The sequence below is a fragment of the Pseudomonas sp. P5_A2_2 genome (assembly GCF_054177685.1).
In genome coordinates this window covers 1-3,095 of the sequence record NZ_JBGCUL010000539.1, presented here as the reverse complement: position 1 = coordinate 3,095, position 3,095 = coordinate 1, and the positions used below count along the sequence as shown (strand labels likewise).

3 protein-coding genes are annotated in these 3,095 nt (G+C 60.6%); 2 read left to right on the top strand and 1 reads right to left on the bottom strand.

The features are described from left to right. Both ACXRVY_RS21880 and ACXRVY_RS21875 read left to right on the top strand, forming a co-directional pair. The coding region (locus ACXRVY_RS21880; protein WP_458238223.1) for a 3,4-dihydroxy-2-butanone-4-phosphate synthase at positions 1-836 on the top strand (836 nt) is incomplete at its 5' end. A gap of 256 nt (positions 837-1,092) precedes the next feature. After that, positions 1,093-1,551, top strand: coding sequence for an REP-associated tyrosine transposase (locus ACXRVY_RS21875; RefSeq protein ID WP_223463223.1), 459 nt, complete (start codon positions 1,093-1,095; stop codon positions 1,549-1,551). 373 nt (positions 1,552-1,924) lie between these two features. On the opposite strand, the gene surE is transcribed toward ACXRVY_RS21875, so the two are convergent. Then, entirely contained in the window at positions 1,925-2,902 is a 978-nt protein-coding gene (gene surE / locus ACXRVY_RS21870; RefSeq protein ID WP_223463224.1) for a 5'/3'-nucleotidase SurE, read from the bottom strand. Positions 2,903-3,095: the final 193 nt, after the last annotated feature.

Here is a 3,095-nt window from a genome sequence, read left to right as displayed (position 1 = left end):
CCACAGGAGTGTCCACCGGCATCTCGGCGGCGGACCGGGCGCGCTCGATCCAGGTGGCGGTCRACCCGGCCAGCGTTCCGGCGGACCTGGTGCAACCGGGGCATATCTTCCCGGTGCAAGCTTTGCCCGGTGGCGTGATGCAGCGGGCGGGGCATGTCGAGGCTGCTTGCGACCTGACGCGACTGGCGGGGCTGCAACCGGCGGCAACGCTGGTGGGCATTCTCAACGAGGACGGGGAACTGGCCCGTGGTGCCGAGTTGCATGAATTCGCCCAGCGGCATGGCTTGCGGATCGGCACCATCGTCGACCTGATTCACTACCGCATTCTGCATGAAGGTACGATCGAGCGCGGCGGCGAATATCCGTTGCAAACCCGCCACGGCGAGTTCCAGGTGACCACCTATCAGGACACCTACAAGGGCTCGTTGCACCTGGCGTTGGTCAAGGGCCGGATCGACAGTACGCAACCGGTGCTGGTGCGGGTGCAAAGCATCGAGACATTGCGGGATGTGCTGGGGTGTGAAAGCGAAGACGGGTCACAGCAGTGGACTCTCGAACGTTCACTGGCGAGCATCGCCGCCGCCGGTAACGGCGTGCTGGTGCTGCTGGCGCAAAAGGAAACCGCCGACGGCGTGCTCGAACAGTTGCGCCAGCGAAGTGGCGGCAGACTGCGTACACCACAGTTTCCGCAACGAACCCTGGGCATCGGCGCACAAATCCTGCGCGACCAGAACGTCCGCAAAATGCGCCTGATGAGCTCGCCGGTGCCGTACAAGGCCGTGTCCGGATTCGATCTGGAAGTGACCGAGTTTGTGCCGTTCCAGCCGGCAGTCTGAAGCCAACACCTAAACCTGTGGGAGCGAGCTTGCTCGCGATGGCGGTCTGTCAGTCAACATCAATGTTGAATGTGCCGGCCTCATCGTCGGAACGCCGCCCGGAGCAAGCTCGCTCCCACAGTAATTTCGGTTGGTTGCATATTTTGCGTACACCCACTAACCCTGTGGGAGACACATCCAGTTAAAAGCTGATTCAACTCCCAAGCATCCACCGGTCTAGCCTTCCTCCTGAATTCACCATGGAGAGGGCAAAGGAATGCCTGAATTACCCGCTTCACATCGCCTGCGCACAGGCCGCTACCCTGAACCCAACAGGATTTACCTGCTGACGAGCAACACGCTGGACCGAGAACCGGTTTTCAAGGATTTCGGTTTGGGCCGGCTGGTCGTCAAGCAATTTCAGTATGCACAGGAACAATACTGGGCGAACACTTTTGCCTGGGTCATCATGCCCGATCATTTTCATTGGTTGATCGAGTTGCAGCAGTGCTCACTCAGTCAGCTGATGCAAAAAACCAAATCGTTGAGTACGCGAGCCGTGAACATGACTTCTGGTCGTAGCGGCAGTCTTTGGCAGCAGGGTTATCACGATCGGGCGTTGAGGCGGGATGAGGATCTGGTAAAGCTTGCACGATATGTCGTCGCCAACCCGTTGCGCGCGGGATTGGTGGAGAAGCTGGGCGATTATCCGCTGTGGGACGCGATATGGGTCTGATCCAGTACCGCGTTGCCGCCATCGCGAGCAAGCTCGCTCCCACACTGGTTTTTGGWTACCCGCAGATATTGCGTACACCCGGTAACCCTGTGGGAGCGAGCTTGCTCGCGATAGCGGAGTGTCAGTCGACATCGATGTTGAGTGTGTCGGCCTCATCGTCGGAACGCCGCCCGGAGCAAGCTCGCTCCCACAMTGRTTTTTGGWTRCCCRCAGATRTTGCGTACACCCGSTAACCCTGTGGGAGCGAGCTTGCTCGCGATGGCGGAGTGTCAGTCGACATCTATTTTGAATGGGCCGGCCTCATCGTCGGAACGCCGCCCGGAGCAAGCTCGCTCCCACAATGGTTTTGTGATTAACACGGTTCTGCGCTGGCTTAAGGCTTGATCCCGCGCAACATCTTCTTCGCCTGATCCTGCACCGCCTGCGGCGCGGTCATGTTGCCGTCGATCACGGTGATCACCGCGTGGCCTTGCCACAGTTGATAGGCATCGGCCTTTTGCTGGGCTTCGGTCGGTGTCGACGGTGGGGCCAGGTTGACGTGGACCACGCCATCGGCGCTGCGCTGCGAAGTGAAGTTCACGCGATCCCAATTACCGATCGGGGCAAAGCTCACGCCTTTGGCCTCATCGGGTTTCAGAGGCGGGTAGTTGAGGTTCAGGCCGCTGACTCCCGGCAGGCCGAGCACGTTCAGCTCGCAGTCATGTTTGTTTTTGCTACAGGATTTTTTCGCTTCGGTACCCGCCAGGCTCGCCTGTTCTATGACCTTCACGGCAAAGCGCGCCGTGTCGTCCATGGCGCCAAGGGTCTTGCGATAGCCCGCCTGCTGATCGCGGATGATCAGGTCCATGTCGATGGCCGTGGACACCGCCACCGCCGGAACTCCTTTGAACATGGCACGAACGGCGGCGTTGAGGGTGCCGGACATCTGCGTCAGCGGGCCGACGTTTTCGCCAAAATTGCTGCCTGACACCACCAGGTCTGGTGGCGAATCCTTGAGGATCACGTCGAGGCCGACGTTGACCGCATCCACTGGCGTGCCGATGGCGGAAGTCTTGCCGGCAGGCGAGGTGTAACCCTGTGGTGGCCCGACGCAAAATTTGCCCGGTGCCAGTTCGGTCATCCCCAGGGCCTGGCCGGGCACGACCACGCTGGCGGCGCCGATGCCGCTGCTGTCGTTCAACGGCCCGACCAGGGTGACCTTGTGCCCGGCTGCGGTCAGGGCGCGGTACATCGCGTCGATGCCGGGCGCGCGGCAGCCATCGTCGTTGGTCAGCAGGATGTTCAGGGCATTGGCTTGCATCGACAGGCCAACGCTGGCCATGGCGATGACGCCGGTGAGGAGTTTATTCATGGGCAGTCTTCCGTGAAATCTACAGATTTGGAAAGGCACAACGCCCCGACCGAATGAATCGGTCGGGGCGCCAGGGGTTTAGCGGGTGCCGAGTTTGCGCAGGTTGCCAGGGGTGAATTCGTCTTCGGTGAAAGCGGTGGCGTTGAGCTTGGCCGGTTTCTGATCGATCAGCATCCGGTCAACCAGGTAGGAC

What these genes read in the sequence shown, in the direction of transcription:
- surE (WP_223463224.1), bottom strand. Translation starts at nt 2,902, where the DNA reads ATGAATAAACTCCTCACCGGCGTCATCGCCATGGCCAGCGTTGGCCTG.
- ACXRVY_RS21875 (WP_223463223.1), top strand. Translation starts at nt 1,093, where the DNA reads ATGCCTGAATTACCCGCTTCACATCGCCTGCGCACAGGCCGCTACCCT.